The sequence below is a fragment of the Pseudomonas sp. 20P_3.2_Bac5 genome (assembly GCF_025466035.1).
Taxonomy (GTDB): domain Bacteria; phylum Pseudomonadota; class Gammaproteobacteria; order Pseudomonadales; family Pseudomonadaceae; genus Aquipseudomonas.
This window is the reverse complement of record NZ_JANLOA010000013.1, coordinates 47,211-65,555: the sequence shown is the minus strand read 5'-3', so window position 1 is coordinate 65,555 and position 18,345 is coordinate 47,211. Positions and strand designations below refer to the sequence as shown.

7 protein-coding genes are annotated in these 18,345 nt (G+C 62.6%); 3 read left to right on the top strand and 4 right to left on the bottom strand.

Annotated features, from left to right (window positions below):
* Positions 1 to 71: 71 nt before the first annotated feature.
* The gene (locus tag NTD88_RS02235) at positions 72 to 5,573 is read right to left on the bottom strand and encodes an NEL domain-containing protein (RefSeq protein ID WP_262154228.1); all 5,502 of its coding nucleotides are present in this window, start codon (positions 5,571 to 5,573) and stop codon (positions 72 to 74) included.
* Between the two features lie 370 nt (positions 5,574 to 5,943).
* A complete protein-coding gene (locus NTD88_RS02230; protein ID WP_262154227.1) occupies positions 5,944 to 11,502 on the bottom strand; it encodes an NEL domain-containing protein in 5,559 nt (1,852 codons plus the stop codon).
* 332 nt (positions 11,503 to 11,834) lie between these two features.
* Here NTD88_RS02230 and NTD88_RS02225 point away from each other — a divergent pair, with 332 nt between their 5' ends.
* From NTD88_RS02225 to NTD88_RS02215, 3 genes are all read left to right on the top strand, one after another.
* Positions 11,835 to 12,854, top strand: coding sequence for a branched-chain amino acid aminotransferase (locus tag NTD88_RS02225; RefSeq protein ID WP_095157727.1), 1,020 nt, complete (start codon positions 11,835 to 11,837; stop codon positions 12,852 to 12,854).
* 174 nt (positions 12,855 to 13,028) lie between these two features.
* Positions 13,029 to 13,709 (top strand): response regulator transcription factor, encoded by a 681-nt coding sequence (locus NTD88_RS02220; protein ID WP_095157729.1) that lies wholly within the window; start codon positions 13,029 to 13,031, stop codon positions 13,707 to 13,709.
* On the top strand, positions 13,687 to 15,069 hold the full coding sequence (locus tag NTD88_RS02215) for a sensor histidine kinase (RefSeq protein WP_262154226.1): 1,383 nt from the start codon (positions 13,687 to 13,689) through the stop codon (positions 15,067 to 15,069). The genes NTD88_RS02220 and NTD88_RS02215 overlap by 23 nt, the downstream gene beginning before the upstream one ends.
* 104 nt (positions 15,070 to 15,173) lie before the next feature.
* On the opposite strand, the gene cysS is transcribed toward NTD88_RS02215, so the two are convergent.
* Both cysS and NTD88_RS02205 read right to left on the bottom strand, forming a co-directional pair.
* Positions 15,174 to 16,556: a cysteine--tRNA ligase gene (cysS, locus tag NTD88_RS02210; RefSeq protein ID WP_262154225.1), complete on the bottom strand. Its 1,383-nt coding sequence runs from the start codon at positions 16,554 to 16,556 to the stop codon at positions 15,174 to 15,176.
* A gap of 9 nt (positions 16,557 to 16,565) precedes the next feature.
* A complete protein-coding gene (locus tag NTD88_RS02205) occupies positions 16,566 to 18,266 on the bottom strand; it encodes a glutamine--tRNA ligase/YqeY domain fusion protein (RefSeq protein ID WP_262154224.1) in 1,701 nt (566 codons plus the stop codon).
* Positions 18,267 to 18,345: the final 79 nt, after the last annotated feature.

The window sequence follows — 18,345 nt, the reverse complement described above, 5'->3', positions numbered from 1 at the left end:
CCCCTGGAAACCCTCGCACTTCCATCAGCAATTCAGCGGCTTCAAGCACATAAATAACACCCCGCCATGGGTCAGTACTTCGCGCCTTCGCGGCGGGTCAGTTCCCCGATCAGTTGCCGCTCATCGTTGCGAAGCTGTTCTTCCAGCGCCTTGACCCGGGCACCGAGTTCATCCGCGGTGTCGCCGGGATACAGGTCTGTCAGCTCCAGCACCCGGGCCTGGAAGTTGCCCTTGAGGTCGTTGAAACGATCGCTGTTGGTTTCACGCAGGTACTCCACCCAGAAATCCCGCTGGCTCGCAAAATCCAGGAATTCCTGGCCCTGCTCGGCCTGGTGCACCTGCATCAAGGCGCTATCCAGCTCACCCGGCCGGATATGCGCGGCGAACTGATAGAGCATCTTGCCGGGAGGGACAGGCAGATCGAGCTCGTTCGCCCAATGCAGGCGGTAGGCCAGGCGCACTTCGGCCTCGTCCCGGCCGCCCGATTCGCGCCGCGCGCAATCGTCCAGCGCCTGCGAGCGGAACAGGCGTCGAGTCAATTGATAAAGGGTTTGCCCACGCGCTTGCTCGGGCACATCGCGCAGCGACTGGCGGATGTGCAACTGCAGTTCCATCTGGTTGAACTCCAGCCGGATGCCGTCCGGGCAGGTGTCATGGCTGCGCACCTGGCGCAGCGGTTCCTCCGCCATGCCGTTGAGCGTCAGGCGAAACTCGGTGTCTTGCACCGCGGCGGCAAGCACCCGCCAGACACGCTCAACCAGTTCAGGACGGGTGCTGGCGTCACGGTAGTCCGCGGTATGCCGCAAACGGCCAACCAGCCCCAGCAAATCCTTCGCATCATGGCCGGCGTCGAGCTGCCGCCAGATCTCACGACGCCCTTCGCTCCGGTCCTCCGCGCCCGCCAGCCACGGCTCGACGGCGGACGCCCTCGGCCCCGGCTCTCCATTGCTGTGCAACTGCTCAGAGCCATCGACGTCGGATTCGGAGAATTCCGAATCCGACTCGTGGCGATCCGGGACCAGCCTGCGGATCTCCTCGGGCACATCCATATGGAAGGTATAAGGGCGGTTCCACGACTGCGAGACATACGCCTGGCGGATCATGTCGTCCGTCAATGGGTTGCCGGTGAGGGCAATTTCGACATGGATATTGGGATTGGAATTGCGGCGGTTATCCAGCAGGTATTGCGGCAGTTCGCTGATCGAGTTGTATTCCAGGCCGAGCATTTCCACCAACTCCGGGAGCAATTCGTCGAGCCAGGCTGGCCACGCCTGCAACCCGACGTTGTTCAGGCTCAGCAGCGTCCAATAGCGGTCCAGCATCGGCGTGCAGTCCAGGATGTTGCCCATGATGTTGCCGTCGAGGCCCAGGTAGGTGAGCTCGGGGATGCTGCAAAGAAACGCGATGGCCGTCTGATCGATCGTCAGTCCCTGGTCGTTCAGCGCCAGGGCGGTCAGTTCCGGCAATTCGAGCAGCGCCGGTGGCAGTACCGTCAACGGCGTGACATGGCCCGTCAGCTTCAAGCCCCTCAACTTGGAAAAGCGCCGCAGGAATTGATTGAATTGTTCGATATCCGCGACAGGCCGGATCAACTCCATTTGCTCCACGCCCTGGTAAAAAAAAGCAGGCAATGTCTGCGGGAAATCGTGAAGGGCAATCGCGTCCAGCCGCAGGCGCGGGACGTTCAGCGCACTCCTTTCGCGCCAGAACGCCAGAAGCGTGTCGCGGACGCGACGACGCGCCAGCAATTGCTCCTCGCTCGGCGCGGTGGTTGAGGTGGACGCCTCGACCCACTGCTCCAGCGCCTCGTTCAATACGCTGTGCTCGTCCTTCAACTGCTCGAAGTCACGCTGAGACTGAAGCGGGTCGAGGTCGAAACTGAACCGGCGATCCGCCCCCTCACCGAACCGCAGTTGCCGGATGGTCGGGACCGTCAAGCGATTGCGCACCAGTGACAGCCGGGTCGCCGGCGTCGCCGCCATGACCGTGTTGTCCAGCAGCCACGCCGGCAAGCGGCTGATCGCGTTGTCCGCCAGGGAGACTTCGGCAAGATGGCCGAGCGCGGTGCTGTCGAGCCATTCAGGCCAGCTCGCGAGGTGCATGCGCTGCAACCCGAGGTAGCGCAGGTTCAGGTTCATGACCGTCAGGGGCGTCTCGCCCTGCCCTGGCAGGTCGGCGGCGTCACCGGCTGCGCCCAGCCTGTTACCGCTCAGGTCGAGCCGCTCCAGGTGCGCCAGGCCGCGCAGGCGGTCGAGCGCCTCCTGCGTGACGTTGAGCGCCACATCGGTCAACGCCAGGCTGCGCACCTGAGGCGCCGCCTCCAGCACCGTGGTTATCAGCTCGCGGCTGTTCAGACCGTCGACGCTGCGCACGGCCAGCGACGCCGCCTGAGGAAAACGCCGGAAAAAATCCGCGAGCGCGGGGCCTGTAGCGCTGTCCGCATGGATCAGTTCCAGGCTGTACACACGGTCATAGACAAACGCCGGCAATTGCTCGGGAAAGTCCCCCACGCTCACGCTCTCCAGCCGCAAGGACGCGGAGCGCCCGGTCTCCGGCAAGCAGTTGGCTTCCCAGTGGCGCCAGAGCGCTTCGCCAATCCGCGCCCGGCTGATCGAACGAAGCTCGCCCAGGTCAGCGAAGGAGGCCGACGCCTGCGCCCATGCGTCGAGGCTGTGCCGCAACACCTGGTGTTCCTCCAGCAACTGATTGAGGCGCGTATCAATGGCCGCACGGCTCAAGCCGGCACGATAAAGCTCGTCGAGGATCTGCTCGGGGTGAGCCTCCTGGAATTCGAGCAGGCGGATCTTGTCCAGCACGCTGTCTTCGCTGACGAACCCGGGCAGCACGCCCCTGCCACTCAGCGGGTAACCGCGCCGGCCGTCAGCAAGGCGCATCGGCGAGCGCGCGGACGGCTTGAGCGGTTGCATGCGCAACACCTCGCGCGCCACAGGGCGCGGCAGCAGCGGCAGGTGTTGCACGGCACGCTTGAGGTCCGCGCCCTGGCCCACATGGGGGAAGCCCAGCTCGCTGCGCTGCCGGTCCGGCAACGCGTGCAGCAGCGACGCGTAAAGGTCTTCGCGACCGTGTAACGGCTGGCCGTCCGCGTCATGCGCCTGATACCCGCCTTCCTGCCTGACCAGCACCTTGCGAATCGGTGCATCGGCCGGGCCGACCCGGTCGAGCAAGGCCCCGTGAAACCGCGCCTCACGCAGTTCCAGACGGACCTGGGGCGACCAGCCGGGCAACCTGGCGATGGTGTGCAACAGCAGTTGTTCACTGTCGGCCGTGTCGACCGAGTCCAGATACATGCCTTCGTAGGCGCGGGCCAGACGCACGTTGTGCAGATAGGCACGGGCCTCTTCGGCGAGGCGCGCCGGCACTCGCTGGGTCGCCGCCATCTGTTGCAACTCGGCCGGACTGGCGTGCTGCAACACCTCGTCGACGACCGGCACGGGCAAGCCGGGAAAACTGCGGCGAACCACGTCCTGGGCGGGCCTTGAGGCGTAGAGCGCGTCGTAGCGGCGGTTGAACAGTTCGGTTCTGCGGGCATGCGCATCACCGGCTTCCTCTTGCTCGATGAAACGCCCCAGTTCGCGGTCCAGTTGCCAGCGCTGCGCGGTATCGTCGAGCAACGCCGGCGGGCGCTGCGCCTCCGCCAGCGTATGGCGCAAGACCGACTCGGGAGTGCCACTGATCCGCAGGATCCGCAGCGCTTCTTCATCGGAAAAACGCGCCGGGGTGTAGCCCAGCCGGCGGAACAGGTACAGCCCTTGCCAGTCCCGAGGCTGATCCAGTTCGTGCAGCCAGGCGCCCGCGCCGTTGTGGCGCACACGCGGCTCATAGGCATCACTTCGCACAGGGTGCTCCAGCCGATAGGGCTCCGTTGTCGAGGGCGGCTTGACCGCGTAGGTCCGCCCGTCCAGCGGCCACCACTGTTTGCCCTGATACTCGAAAAGCCCCGACGCATCGGGCGTGAGCCCCGCCGGCAAAACGATGTCGTGGGCGAACGGGGTCAGGTCCGGCTTCCAGAGCCGGGTGCTGCCATCGGGCACGCGCACCGCCCGCATCTGCCCGACCGCGCTCGGCACTTCCAATGCCGGAACGCCCCGGCCACTCGCGCCCAGGGCTCCGAGCGCCGCGACCATGGCGACGTTTTCCAGCACATCCATGAAATAGCCCCAGGCTTGATCACGCTCACCCTTGGCCAGGCTGTCGATGCCTTCGAAGGTTTCATAACTCAACTGGACGGCCATGACCCCCAACATGACCTCGCCGAGGCCGGGCACCACGAACGCGGCGATATTCAGGGCCTGAAAGGCCTTCTCGAAAAAGTACCGCGTTGCCGCGTCGAAGGATTTCTGGTCTTCAAGCGCCGTCGGCACCGCATGGAACAGCGCATCGTCCTTCAGCACGGCCACCTTCTGCCGGAACAGTTCCGAGAGGAAACCGACCGCGAACGGCTGCTCCTCCACCCGCAGCCGGGCTTTGTTGTCGAGTTTCACCTCGTACCAGCCCAAGCTGTTCAAGACCTTGGGGTAGAACGCCTGGTGGATTTTTCCGAACACCAGGGCGCGTTCGCGGGCGGGCACGAAGCGCTCGAAAAAAGACAGGTAGCCAGGCTGAAGCATGCTGTCACGCAACGCTTCGATGAACTGCTGGGACGAGGCGTATGCCTGCAACGGGTGAAACGGATCGTCGGGGATATACACCAGCACGGGCTCGATAGCGGTGCTGGACTCGCGGTCCGGGCTGATGACCACGATGCCCGTGAGGGTAACTTCCCATAACCGCAGAAGTTTGCAGGTCAGCGGTTTTCCGTTCAGCGTGGCCGGCTTGTTTTTCGCGATCTGCCGCAGGGCTTCGCTTGTTGCCTGATCGATAAGGTTGCGCATCGAGGCCATTTGCACCTGAAGCAGGAAGGCCGACTGTTCGAAACTTTTGAATACACCACGCAAGTTGAATGCCGCGGCATCCGGTGCGTCGCCCGGACGGGAAGAAGGGTTAAATACCGACGCGATCAAGGCTTGATACTTGCGCCCCAGGTCCAGCGTTCGACACATCGCCGCAAATTTTTCCGGCGCAATATCAATCACCGTGCCTTCAATTGCTATGCCCTCGATGCGCGCCTTGAAAACAATAACCGACCGGGTATTGCCACTGTCCATGGCACCGGGCGAAGTTTCCCACGCCTCGAAGTTCTGCAAGGCCGCCTTGAGCAGCGGTTGCACCGCCGCCGCCATCGCGCCCGGCGGTAACAGCGGTGGATTGGGAGGAAATCCCACCCCCGCGTCCGCGGCCCGCCGGGCATGAAAAAGATGGGTGTTACGGACATCGACCCGCAGGCCAAAGGTGTCTTGTATCGCGGCGCTGAGCAGCGGCTCGGCGAACGCTTCCGCGCTCGGCAGGCACGCCAGCAGCGCATTCACCTGCTGCTCATAGAAGCGGTGGTCGGCATACAGCCGGGCCAATTGCCGGGCGGCACCCGGATCGGCGCGGCGCGCCTGCTCGAACCAGGGCAAGGGTTTTGCCCCCGCCTGACGCATCGCCCGATGGGTGTCGGAAGAGGCGTTCAACAACCATCCGGGTATTTTGTTTTTAACCGTGGCGTACTGTTCGCTGTTGGCATCATCGCCATTCTTTGAGGCGGCGGATAAGTTGACTTCAGGCATGAGAACGACCTTCAACGTTATTGACGGGCCGTCCAGAATAACCAGCGAAAGTTCGACAAACGGTTCAAATAACTTATAGAAACCCCACCGCCAACATCATTATTTCAAACGCATTCACACTATAAATAACACCCTGTTCAAACGTTCCCTGAACTGACCCGCGAACGCATGTCGCGCAATAAAAAACAGGTGCGAACCTCCGCGAAATCAATCCCGCAGAATTTCCTCACCTGTTTTTATCGCTGGCTCATATGACCACGCTTGCACGCAAACGCTATGCGTACTTCAGGCCTTCTCTGTTGCTCAGTTCTTCGATCAGACTGCGTTCATCCCTGGCCAATTGCTCTTCCAATACCTTGATCCTCGCGCTGAACTGGTCGGGAAGATCACCGGGATAAAGATCGGTCACTTCCAGCACCCGGGCTTCGAAGGCGTCCTTCAACGCCCTGAAACGATCGGCGTGCATTTCATGCAGGTATTCCACCCAGAAATCGCGCTGGGCAGCGTAGTCCATGAAGCCTTGGTCGCTTTCGCCCTGCTCAACCTGGAGCAATACGCTGTCGAACTCTCCGGGCCGGATATCGGCATGGGACTGATACAGCATCTTGCTCGGCGGAACCGGCAGATCGAGGCGCTCGGCCCAATGCAGGCGATAGGCAAGACGGACCTCGGCTTCGTCGCGGCTACCGGCCTGCCGGCGCGCGATGTCATCCAGCACCTGCAAGCGGTACAGGCGCCGGGTCAGTCGATAGAGGGTTTGCCCGCGGTCCTGCTCGGAGACATCGCGCAGCGATTGGCGGATGTACACCTGAACTTCCATCTGGTTGAACTCCAGCCGGATGCCATCAGGGCAGGTGTCGTAGTTCTGCACCTGGCGTAGCGGTTCCTCGGCCATGCCATTGAGGATCAGGCACAACTCGGGGTCACGAGCCGCCGCATCCAGCACGCCCCATACGCGCTCGACCAACTCCGGGCGCGTCGTCACCCGCCGGTAATCCGCGGTATTGCGCAGGTGCGCCACCATCCCCAGTAGGTCCCGCGCACTGTCGCTCCTGTCGAGTTGCTGCCAGGTGCCGCGGCGCAGTTGATCTTCGTCGCCCGCGGCGGTCAGCCACGGTTCGATGGAGCTGACCATCTCGTCCTGTATTCCACCACCATGGGAGTGACCGAAATTCTCGGTATCGGAATCCGACACCTCAGAATCCGAATCATGGCTTTCAGGGGGCAGCCTGCGGATCTCCTCCGGCAAATCCATATTGAAGGAGTAAGGTCGGTTGTACGATTCGGAGACATGGGCGCGAACCATCATTTCATGGGACAGCGGATTGCCCCTGAGGACGATATCGGTATGGCCAACTTCACTGCGAAGATTGGCCAGAAGGTATTCCGGCAACTCGCGGATCTGGTTGTTTTCCAGGCACAGCATGTCTATCGATCCGGGCAGCAAGGGGTCGACCCACGCGGGCCAGGACTGCAGGCCGACATCGTTCAGGCTCAAGGTCAGCAGCGGGATGCGATGCCCCAGTAGGCTGGCATCCAAAACGGTTCCCATCGTGTTGCCATCGAGCTCCAGGTTCGCCAGTTTCGTGATCCGCCCGAAAAACTCTATGGCCGCCTGGTCAATGGTGAAACCCTGGAAGCAAATCGACAGTGACCTCAACTCAGGCAACTCGAGCAGCGCGTCGGGGAGTTCCAGCAGCGGCGTGACGTGGTCGGTCAATGTCACCGCATCGAGCCTCGGGAAATAACGCAAGAACCGGTTGAGCTGTTGTGTGGTCAGCGTTGGTCGCACCAACTCCAACCGATAAACGACCTCATAGAAAGCGCTCGGCAGCGCCGGGGGAAACTCAGCCAACTCGATCTCATTGAGCCGTAGAACCCGATGGTTCAATGCAGTGGGTTCGCCCCTCCAGAACTCAAGAATGTTGTCGCCGATGCGTCGGCGCATGATCGACTGCTGTGCGCTCAAGGGCCCGCCCGACGAAGACGCCTCGGCCCACTGCTCAAGGATGTCGGACAATGCTTCACGCTCTCTCAGCAGCCGAGTCAGTTCTTGTTCCAGGTACACGGGAACATCCAGGTCGAAGCTGAACCGGTTATCGGCACCCTCGCTCAATCGGAGTGTCTTGATCGTCTGGGTCGAGAGTGGATTGCCCTGGAGCGACAGGCGGGAGCGAGGCCCTCCCGGCTGATTTTCCAGAATATCGCCGGGAAGAATGGTGATCTCGTTATCCATCAACGACACCTCGGCGATAGTGCCCAGCGTGTCGCTGTTGAGCCAGCGCGGCCACACGCCAAAATGCATGCGGTTCAACCCGAGGTAATCCAGGTCGAAGTTGACGGTCTGGATCTGCCGCAGATAGCTCATCTGATTGCCACTCAGGTCCAGGCGCCGCAGATTCAAGCGGCCGAAAAGGTCGAACTGTTCCTGGGTGAAAAAGGTGCCCATGTCGGTCAACTCAAGATTGCTCAAGTGCAGCTCCGTGGTTTCCAGAGCGCGCTGCACCCGATAGACATCCCTGATGGTTCCCTGGCGCATGGCCAGGGAGGTCAAGCGGGGGAAACGACTGAGGAAACGCGACAGAAAAAGCTGTTCTTCTTTCCAGGCCATGCCGATGGAACAGCCATTCAACTCCAGGCCTTGCACACGTTCATGGAAAAAGTCCGGTAGCTGCTCGGGGAAATCGGCCAGGTCGACACGCTCCAGCAGCAACGGCGCCGCCCCCCCGCGCTCGGGCAAGCTATTGGCTTCCCAGTGATTACAGATCGCCTCGCCAATGTCCCTACGACTGATGAACCGCATGGGATTCGGATCTGCAATCGAGGACGAGGCCAGCGCCCACTCGTCGAGACTGCCCCGCAGCGCGCGCTCCTCGTCCAGCAACTGGTTCAACCGGATGTCGATGGCGGCACGGTCCAGGCCAGCGGTATACAACGCCGTCAGCACCTCTTCGGGATAGGCGCTGCGAAATTCGAGCAGGCGGATCTTGTCCAGCAGCGTGTCTTCGCTGATGACCCCGGGAAACACGCCTCTCCCGCTCAACGGATAACCAAACCGGCCATCGGCAAGGCGCATCGGCGATTTGCTGGACGGTTTGAGTGGCTGCATGTTCAGCACCTTGCGCAGCACGTGCCTCGGTAATAGCGGCTGCGCTTGCACCGCCCGCTTGAGCGCCGCGCCCTGGCCGACATGAGGGAATCCCAGTTGAGCCCGTTGCAGGTCCGGCAGGGCGTGCAACAGCGCGGCGTAGAAGTCGTCGCTGCCGTGCAGGTGCCGGCCCTCGGCGTCACGCGCCAGGTAACCCTCGCCCTGCTTTACCAGCACCTTGCGCACCGGCGCATCGGCGGGGCCGACGCTGTCGATCAACGGCCCATGAAACGTGCCATCGCGAACCTCCAGGCGTACCTGAGGCGACCAGCCCGGCAGGGTTTCCAAGGTGTGCAACAACAGCCTGTCGCTGTCGGGGTTGTACACCGATTCCAGGTACACGCCCTCGTATGCACGGGCCAGGCGCGTGCTTTGCAGGTACGCGCGGGCTTCTTCGGCCACCCGCTGGGGCACCCGCTGCTCGGTGCGCAGGCGCTCAAGCTCGGCGGGGCTTGCCTGTTGCAGCAGTTCCTCGGACACCAGGGTGGGCAAGCCGGGGAACGTGCGCTGAATCACCTGCGCCGTCTCACTCGGACGAAGGGCCCGGTAGCGCGTGTTGAACCAGGCTCTTCTCGCGCTGATGGCGCCCTGCGACTCGGCTGCATTTGCGCCGATGGCTGCCACCGACTCACGGTCGAGCTTCAAACGCTGCGCCGTGTCTACCAGCAAGGCCGGCGGGCGCAGGCCTTCCGCCAAGGCGTGGCGCAATACCGACTCGGAACTGCCGCTGATTCGCAGGACACGAAGGGCTTCCTCATCGGAAAACTCATCGCTGGCAACGCCCAGCCGCCGCAACAACCTGACGCCCTGCCACTCCAGCGGCTGATCCGCCTCATGCAGCCAGGCACCCGCCTGATTGTGGCGCACGCCTGGCTCATACGCGTCAGGTCGAGTGGGGTGCTCCAGCCGGTACGGCTCCGGCTTGACCGCATAGGTCTGCCCGTCCAGTGCCAGCCACTGCTTGCCTTGATACTCATACAAACCCAGCGCGTCGGGCTTGAGGCCCGCAGGCAGGACGATGTCGTGGGCATAGGGCCGCACGTCCGGTTTCCACAAGCGGGTACTGCCGTCCGCCAGCCGCACCGGCCGCATCGGCATCACCGCCTCGGGCACCGCCACCGCGGGAATCCGCCCGCCCCCGGCAGAAACGGCGCCCAAGGCGACGACCAGCGCCACATTGTCCACCACATCCATCAGGTAGCCCCAGGCCTGGTCCTTTTCGCCCTGAGCCAGGCTTTCGATACCTTCATAGACTTCATAACTCAACTGCGCGGCCATCACGCCCAGCATCACCTCGCCCAGGCCCGGCACCACGAACGCGGCGATATTGAGGACGTCGAAGGCTTTTTCGAAAAAGTACGCCAGCTTATCCATCAGCGACTTGTGGTCTTGCTCCGCAGTCGGCACCGCATGAAACAACCCGTCGTCCCTGAGCACGGCAGCTTTTTGCTCGCACAGCCGGAAGATCAACGCCCCGGAAAAGGCTTCATCTCTCAGGTGCAGCCTCGCCTCGTGGTCCAGCGTCGGCTCATACCAGCCAAACTGGCTGTTCCAGCGTTTTGGATGAAACGCCTGGTCAAGCTTGCCGAACACCACGCCGCGGTGGCGCGCGGGGACGAAGCGCTGGAAAAAGTCCAGGTAGCCTGGCTGCAACATGCTCTCGCGCAGCACATGGAGAAACTGCACCGACGAGTCATATTCGCGCAGCGGGTTATACGGATCATCGGGCAGGTAGACCACCAGGTTTTCCACGCCAGCGTGCGTTTCCCGGCCCAGGCGAAAGACCACGACGCCAGTCAACCTCACGTCCCAAAGTTGCAAATAACTGCAACGAGGATGTTCAAGGGACGTCTCTTTCGCCAGCGCCATCAGTGCCACCTGCGTCGTTTGGCTGATGGCGTTCTTCAAGTAGGCAATCTGCACTTGAAGTTCAAAGGCCGATTGTTCGAAACGCTGGAAAAGATCACGCGGGTTTATCGCGGTATCGCCAGGTCTGGAAACAGGGTTGAGCGTCGCCTGTATCAGCGCTTGATATTGGCCACCCAAATCGAGGCTCCGGCACAATGCCGCGAACCGTTCAGGGGCGATATCGATTACCGGGCCATCAATCTCCACCCCGTGAAGCGGGTACGCGGAGAAAATCGCCGCCCTGGCAATGCGCCCGTTGTCCATTGCCCCCGCCACCGTTTCCCAGGCCTCGAAGTTCTGTAACGCCGAGACGAGCAATGACTGGGTGGCCGCCTTCAACAGCCGCTGCGCCAACACGGCCGGATCTTGCGAGAGGCTTTCGAAGGGAACCTCCACGGCGGCGCGCCGGGCATGGAACAAATAGCTGGTGCGCACATCGAGATCCAGCCCGAACGCCTCCTTGATTGCCGCCTTGAGCAGCGGTTCGGCAAACACCTCGGCTGTCGGCAAATGCGCCAGCACTTGATTGACCTGTTGTTCGTCGCGCCAATGACCGGCGTAGATGTCCTGCATCTGACGGGCAACGTCCGGGCGGCTTAGCCGAGCCTGTTCGAACCAGGACGGCGCGGTGGCATGTGCCTCGCGTAATGCTCGGCGGGTTTGCGGAGAGGCCTGTTTAAGCCAGTCGGGAATCTTGCCTTCGACCGTAGCGAAGTGTTCACTTTCCGCAGAGTCTTCATTTACCAACGCCGTTGCAGCACCCATAACTTCAGACATTAGAGCGGCCTTTATCACATTGACAGGCACTCCAGCGTAACGGCCGCCCCGGTAATAAAAAGCTCAAATAACTCATTGAAATCATGAGTATTGGATCAAGACTTCAAACGTATATCGACTATAAATAACACCCCGAACTTAATAACTTTATCGCGCCCATTCGACCGCGATAAACCCGCTCGCCCTCCCCCCGCGACCCGCGGCACGACCAGCCCTTGCGGCGGGAATCTGCCCGGAGGCGTTTCCGATCCGCACGGGATGTATTATCGTGGCTGCTTGCGCAAGATGCGTGGCCTGACCATTCAGGCATTTGCCAACCGATCGAGGGTGCCATGAGCAACGAAAGCATTAACTGGGACAAGCTGGGCTTCGACTACATCAAGACCGACAAGCGCTACCTTTCCTACTTCCGTAACGGCGAGTGGGACCAGGGCACCCTGACTGAAGACAACACCCTGCACATCAGCGAAGGCTCCACCGCGCTGCATTACGGCCAACAGTGCTTCGAAGGCCTCAAGGCCTACCGCTGCAAGGACGGCTCGATCAACCTGTTCCGCCCTGACCAGAACGCCCTGCGCATGCAGCGCAGTTGCGCCCGCCTGCTGATGCCGCAAGTGCCGACCGAAGCCTTCATCGAAGCCTGCAAGCAAGTGGTCAAGGCCAACGAACGTTTCGTGCCGCCACACGGCAAGGGCGCGCTGTACCTGCGTCCATTCGTGATTGGCGTCGGTGACAACATCGGCGTGCGGACCGCGCCGGAGTTCATCTTCTCGATCTTCGCCATCCCGGTCGGCTCGTACTTCAAGGGCGGCATGACCCCGCACAACTTCGTGATCTCCGGCTACGACCGTGCCGCGCCACAAGGCACCGGCGCGGCCAAGGTCGGCGGCAACTACGCGGCCAGCCTGATGCCAGGTTCCGAAGCCAAGAAAGCCGGCTTCGCCGATGCCATCTACCTGGACCCGATGACCCACAGCAAGATCGAGGAAGTCGGTTCGGCCAACTTCTTCGGCATTACTGGCGACAACGAATTCATCACTCCGAAATCGGCGTCCGTGCTGCCAGGCATCACCCGCCTGTCACTGATGGAACTGGCCGCCTCGCGCCTGGGCCTGAAAGTCATCGAAGGCGACGTGCTGATCGACGAAATCGCCAAGTTCAAGGAAGCCGGCGCCTGCGGTACTGCCGCGGTCATCACCCCGATCGGCGGCATCCAGTACAACGACAAACTGCACGTGTTCCACAGCGAAACCGAAGTCGGCCCGGTCACCCAGAAGCTCTACAACGAGCTGACCGGCATCCAGAGCGGTGACGTCGAAGCGCCAGCGGGCTGGATCGTCAAGGTCGCCTGACGCTCTTCCCTCGATACTCCGATAGCTGGACAAAAAGCCGCTGAGCGGCGATCAGGCTGTTTTCAACACAGCAAGGTCGCCGCTCAGCGGCTTTCTTACATGAATTTTTCTTTAGGACGGGCGCTGTCTATTCTTTGGCACAATCGAATCTCCACCCGCCGCCCAGGTAAAAGCATGCCCCGCGTACTGACTATCGAAGACGATGCCGTCACTGGCCAGGAAATCGTCGCCGAACTTTCCAGCCACGGCCTGGAGGTCGATTGGGTCGACAACGGCCGCGAAGGTCTGGCCCGTGCAATCGCCGGTGGCTACGACCTGATCACCGTCGACCGGATGCTCCCGGAGGTCGATGGTCTGACCATCGTCACCACCCTGCGCAACCTGAAGATCGCCACGCCGATCCTGATGATCAGCGCCCTCTCCGATGTCGATGAACGGGTCCGCGGCCTGCGTGCCGGCGGCGACGACTACCTGACCAAACCCTTCGCCTCCGACGAGATGGCCGCCCGCGTCGAGGTGCTGCTGCGGCGCAACAGCGTGCCAATGACCCAGACCCGCCTGCAGGTCGCCGACCTGCAACTGGACCTGATCAGCCACGAAGCCCGGCGCGGCGAGCAGTCGCTCAACCTGCTGCCCACCGAGTACAAATTGCTGGAATTCCTCATGCGTCACGCCGGCCAGGTCATCACCCGGATGATGATTTTCGAGGAAGTCTGGGGCTATCACTTCGACCCCGGCACCAACCTGATCGACGTGCATATCGGCCGCCTGCGCAAGAAGATCGACGCGCCCGGCCAGACACCGCTGATTCGCACCGTGCGGGGCTCCGGCTATGCCATTGCCGAACCCGTCTAAAGGCTGGAGCTCGTCAACCAGCCGCTTGCTGGCGCTGTACAGTTTTCTGTTCGTGGCCTGGAGCAGCATCCTCATGGGGGTGCTGTATTTCGAAGTTTCCAGCTACCTGAACAAACTCACCCGTCATTCGTTGCTGCAACGCCAGCACCTGTTCGCCCACATGAGCGGCAAGCAACTGGATGACGCGCTGATCGCCAGCCAGGCCTTCGAAGAACGCAGCTTCGACGCCTACGGCCTGTTCGATCCGCAGTTCAACCCGCTGGGCGGGCAGATCCGCCAGATGCCCGCCGAACTGGGCCTGGACGGGCGCATCCATGAAATCAGCCGCTGCCTCGACGCCGACGACCCGCGCCTGCCGCGAGACAGTTGCGACGCCGTGGCGATCAAGGTCCACGATGGTCGCTGGCTGGTGCTGATGCGGGACAACGGCTCGCTGTTCGTGGTCACCCGGATCATTCTGCATGCCCTGCTCTGGGGCCTGTCGCTGACCATCATTCCCGGCATCGCCGGCTGGTACTGGCTGCGTCGCCGTCCGCTGAAGCGGATCCGGGCGATCCAGGCCACCGCCGAGCAGATCGTCGCCGGCGACCTGACCCGGCGCCTGCCGCTGTCGCAACGCCGCGACGAACTGGACATGCTCGCCGCCATCGTCAACGCCATGCTAGACCGTATCGAACGGCTGATGCACGAGGTCAAGGGCGTCTGCGACAACATTGCCCACGACCTGCGCACCCCGCTGACCCGCCTGCGCGCCCAGCTCTACCGCATCCGCCAGCAGGCCGGCGATGACGCGCCGCAAGCCGAGGCGATGGAACAGGCGATCGCCGAGACCGACACGCTGATGGCGCGTTTCCGCGGGCTGCTGCGGATCAGCGAACTGGAAGACCGCCAGCGCCGCGCCGGCTTCGTCGAACTGCAGGCCCGGGCGCTGCTGGAAGAGCTCCACGATTTCTACCTGCCGCTGGCGGAAGATGGCGAGATCGCCCTTGAACTGCGTGTCCCCGAACCGCTACCGGCGCTGTTCGGCGACCATGAACTGCTGTTCGAGGCCCTCGCCAACCTGGTGGGCAACGCCATCAAATTCACCCCGGCCGGCGGACGGGTGCGCATCAGCGCCGACAGCGATGCCGATGGCGTGCATATCGCGGTGGAGGACAGCGGTCCGGGGATTCCCGAAGAGGAACGCGAGACGGTATTGAAGCGCTTCTACCGCAGCGAGGAAGGCCACCGCCATGCCGGCTTCGGCCTGGGGCTGTCGATCGTCGCGGCGATCGTCGACCTGCACGGGTATCAGTTGGAGGTGGGGGAAAGCGAGTGGGGTGGTGCGCGGTTGGTGGTGCACTGCAGAGGCCAGGTGTAGCGCGGTCCCTGCAGGAGCGGGTTGACCCGCGATTGCGTTGGTGGAGTCACTATCGCAATCGCGGGTAAACCCGCTCCTACAGGGCCATGCGCCCCAAGCCGGGATCAGTCAGCCAGACGCCAGGTGGTCTCGCCCTTCTTGTCTTCCAGCACCACACCCATGGCCGCCAACTGATCGCGAATCCGGTCGGACTCGCCCCAGTTCTTGTCGGCCCGCGCCTGCAGGCGCGCCTGGATCAGGGCTTCGACTTCAGCCGCGTCAACCTTGCCTTCGGCACCGGCACGCAGGAAATCATCGGCGTCCAGTTGCAGCACACCCAGCAACCCCGCCAGCTCACGCAGGCGACCCGCCAGGCCGGCGGCAGTCTGTGCATCGCTCTCGCGCAGACGGTTGATCTCGCGCACCAGGTCGAACAGCACGGCGCAGGCTTCCGGCGTACCGAAGTCGTCGTTCATCGCCGCGGCGAAACGCTCGACATACTCGTCGCCACCTTGCGGCGCCACCACCGGCAGGCCGCGCAGGGCGTGATAGAAACGCTCCAGCGCGCCTTTCGCGTCGCGCAGGCTGTCCTCGGAGTAGTTGATCGCGCTGCGGTAATGGCTCGACACCAGCAGGTAGCGCACCACCTCCGGGTGATACTTTTCGAGCACATCGCGAATGGTGAAGAAGTTGTTCAACGATTTGGACATCTTCTCGCCGTTGATACGGATCATCCCGCAGTGCATCCACGCATTGGCGTACTGCTTGCCGGTCGCGGCCTCGCTCTGGGCGATCTCGTTCTCGTGGTGCGGGAACTCCAGGTCGCTGCCGCCGCCGTGGATGTCGAAGCTCTCGCCCAGGCAGCAGGTGGACATCACCGAGCACTCGATGTGCCAGCCCGGACGACCCGCGCCCCACGGCGACGCCCAGCTCGGCTCGCCCGGCTTGGCGGCTTTCCACAGGACGAAGTCCAGTGGGTCCTGCTTGGACTCGTCGACTTCGATCCGCGCGCCGATGCGCAGGTCTTCGATCTTCTTGCGCGACAGCTTGCCGTAGCCGACGAACTTGCCGACGCGGTAGTACACGTCACCGTTGCCCGGCGCGTAGGCGTAGCCCTTGTCGATCAGGGTCTGGATCATCGCGTGCATGCCGGGGATATGGTCGGTGGCACGCGGCTCCAGGTCCGGCGGCAGGATGTTCAGGCGCCGCTCGTCTTCGTGCATCGCGTCGATCATGCGCGCGGTCAGGGCGTCGAACGTCTCGCCGTTCTCGTTGGCGCGGTTGATGATCTTGTCATCGATGTCGGTGATGTTGCGCACGTAGGTCAGGTCGTAGCCGCTGTAACGCAGCCAGCGGGTGACCAAATCGAAGGCGACCATGCTGCGGCCGTGGCCGAGGTGGCAGAAGTCGTACACGGTCATGCCGCAGACGTACATCCGCACCTTGTTGCCGTCCAGCGGTTTGAAAACTTCCTTGGTCTTGCTCAGCGTGTTGTAGATGTTAAGCACGAAAATTCCTCAGCTACCCCAGGAGTCACGCAGGGATACGGTGCGGTTGAATACCGGACGGCCTGGACGGGAGTCTTTCAGGTCGGCGCAGAAGTAGCCTTCGCGCTCGAACTGGAAGCGGTCTTCAGGCTGGGCGTTGCCCAGCGACGGCTCGGCACGACAACCGGTGAGCACCTGCAGCGAATCCGGGTTGATGTTGTCGAGGAAGGTGCCGCCCTCTTCCGCTTTCTCCGGGTTCGCCGCGCGGAACAGGCGGTCGTACAGACGTACTTCGCACTCGACGCTGGCGTCGGCCGGAACCCAGTGGATCACGCCCTTGACCTTGCGGCCCTCGGGGTTCTTGCCCAGGGTGTCGGGGTCGTAGGAGCAGAGCAGTTCGACGATGTTGCCGTCGGCATCCTTGATCGCCTCGTCGGCGCGGATCACGTAGCTGCCGCGCAGGCGCACTTCACCGGCGGGTTCCAGGCGCTTGTAGCCCTTCGGCGGCTCTTCCATGAAATCGTCACGGTCGATGTACAGCTCGCGGGCAAACGGCAGGGCGCGCACGCCCATGTCTTCCTTCGGATGACGCGGCAGTTCGAGGTTCTCGACCTGGCCTTCCGGGTAGTTGGTGATGGTCACTTTCAGCGGACGCAGCACGCACATGGCACGCGGCGCGGTGCGGTCGAGGTCGTCACGGATGCTGAATTCCAGCATCGACATGTCGACCACGCCGTCGGAACGGTTGGTGCCGATCATTTCGCAGAAGTTGCGGATCGAGGCCGGGGTGTAGCCGCGGCGGCGGAAACCGGACAGGGTCGACATACGCGGGTCGTCCCAACCTTCGACGTGCTTCTCGTCGACCAGTTGCTTGAGCTTGCGCTTGCTGGTGATGGTGTAGTTCAGGTTCAGGCGGCTGAACTCGTACTGGCGCGGTTTGGCCGGCACCGGCAGGTTGTCGAGGAACCACTCGTACAGCGGACGATGGCCTTCGAACTCCAGGGTGCAGATGGAGTGGGTGATGCCTTCGATGGCATCGGACTGGCCATGGGTGAAGTCGTAGTTCGGGTAGATGCACCACGTGTCACCGGTCTGGTGGTGGTGGGCATGACGGATGCGGTAGAGGATCGGGTCGCGCAGGTTCATGTTCGGCGACGCCATGTCGATCTTCGCCCGCAGCACGCGCTCGCCGTCCTTGAACTCGCCGGCCTTCATGCGGGCGAACAGGTCGAGGTTTTCCTCGACGCTGCGCTCGCGGAACGGGCTGTTCTTGCCCGGCTCGGTCAGGTTGCCGCGGTATTCCTTGGCTTGTTCGGGGGTCAGGTCGCAGACGTAGGCGTTGCCCGACTTGATCAGATCCACGGCCCAGGCGTGCAGTTGATCGAAGTACTGCGAGGCGTAGCGCACCGGACCGGTCCATTCGAAGCCCAGCCACTTGATGTCTTCCTGGATGGCGTCGATGTACTCCTGGTCCTCTTTGGCCGGGTTGGTGTCATCGAAACGCAGGTGGCAGGCACCGCCGAATTCCTTGGCCAGGCCGAAGTTCACGCAGATCGACTTGGCGTGACCGATGTGCAGGTAACCGTTGGGCTCAGGCGGGAAACGGGTGACGATGCTGCTGTGCTTGCCTGAGTCCAGGTCGGCCTGCACGATCGGGCGCAGGAAATTGACGGGAACGGCGGGCGCGCCTTTGGCGGCATTGGGAGCGGTGTCAGCAGTGGGCTTGCTCATAGGATCCTTGGAATTCTGGTCTTCGGCCCGGGTAGGCCGCGTCAAACAAAGCGCTTATCATAGCCGAAGCGGTCGCGCT

Bases quoted from the DNA above. Each gene is read 5' to 3' on its own strand.
- NTD88_RS02230 (WP_262154227.1), bottom strand. From the start codon at position 11,502: ATGTCTGAAGTTATGGGTGCTGCAACGGCGTTGGTAAATGAAGACTCT.
- NTD88_RS02225 (WP_095157727.1), top strand. From the start codon at position 11,835: ATGAGCAACGAAAGCATTAACTGGGACAAGCTGGGCTTCGACTACATC.
- NTD88_RS02220 (WP_095157729.1), top strand. From the start codon at position 13,029: ATGCCCCGCGTACTGACTATCGAAGACGATGCCGTCACTGGCCAGGAA.
- NTD88_RS02215 (WP_262154226.1), top strand. From the start codon at position 13,687: ATGCCATTGCCGAACCCGTCTAAAGGCTGGAGCTCGTCAACCAGCCGC.
- NTD88_RS02205 (WP_262154224.1), bottom strand. From the start codon at position 18,266: ATGAGCAAGCCCACTGCTGACACCGCTCCCAATGCCGCCAAAGGCGCG.